Origin of the sequence: Streptococcus sp. HMSC034E03, assembly GCF_001811505.1 — a bacterium.
Lineage (GTDB): Bacteria > Bacillota > Bacilli > Lactobacillales > Streptococcaceae > Streptococcus.
In genome coordinates, this window is the sequence record NZ_KV804950.1 from 1 (window position 1) to 263 (window position 263).

Below are 263 nucleotides of genomic sequence, written 5' to 3' on the forward strand. Positions count from 1 at the left end.
ATGTGTGCGATTTTTATTGCCTCTATAGGTCTAAATATGAATTCAACAGCTGTCATTATTGGAGCCATGCTGATTTCCCCTCTTATGACACCGATTGTTGGACTGGGATTCGGTTTAGCTATTTTTGATACGCGTTTAATCAAGCAATCTCTAGAGGTTTTATTTACTCAAGTATTAGTCAGTTTGCTTGTCTCGACTCTGTATTTCTGGATTTCTCCCTTATCTTATGCAAGTAGCGAGTTGATTGCACGAACCTCTCCAAC

At 39.2% G+C, this 263-nt stretch carries 1 protein-coding gene; it reads left to right on the plus strand.

Annotated features, from left to right (window positions below; genetic code table 11):
* On the plus strand, positions 1–263 hold a 263-nt coding region (locus HMPREF2805_RS01125; protein WP_148131566.1), incomplete at both ends, for a DUF389 domain-containing protein.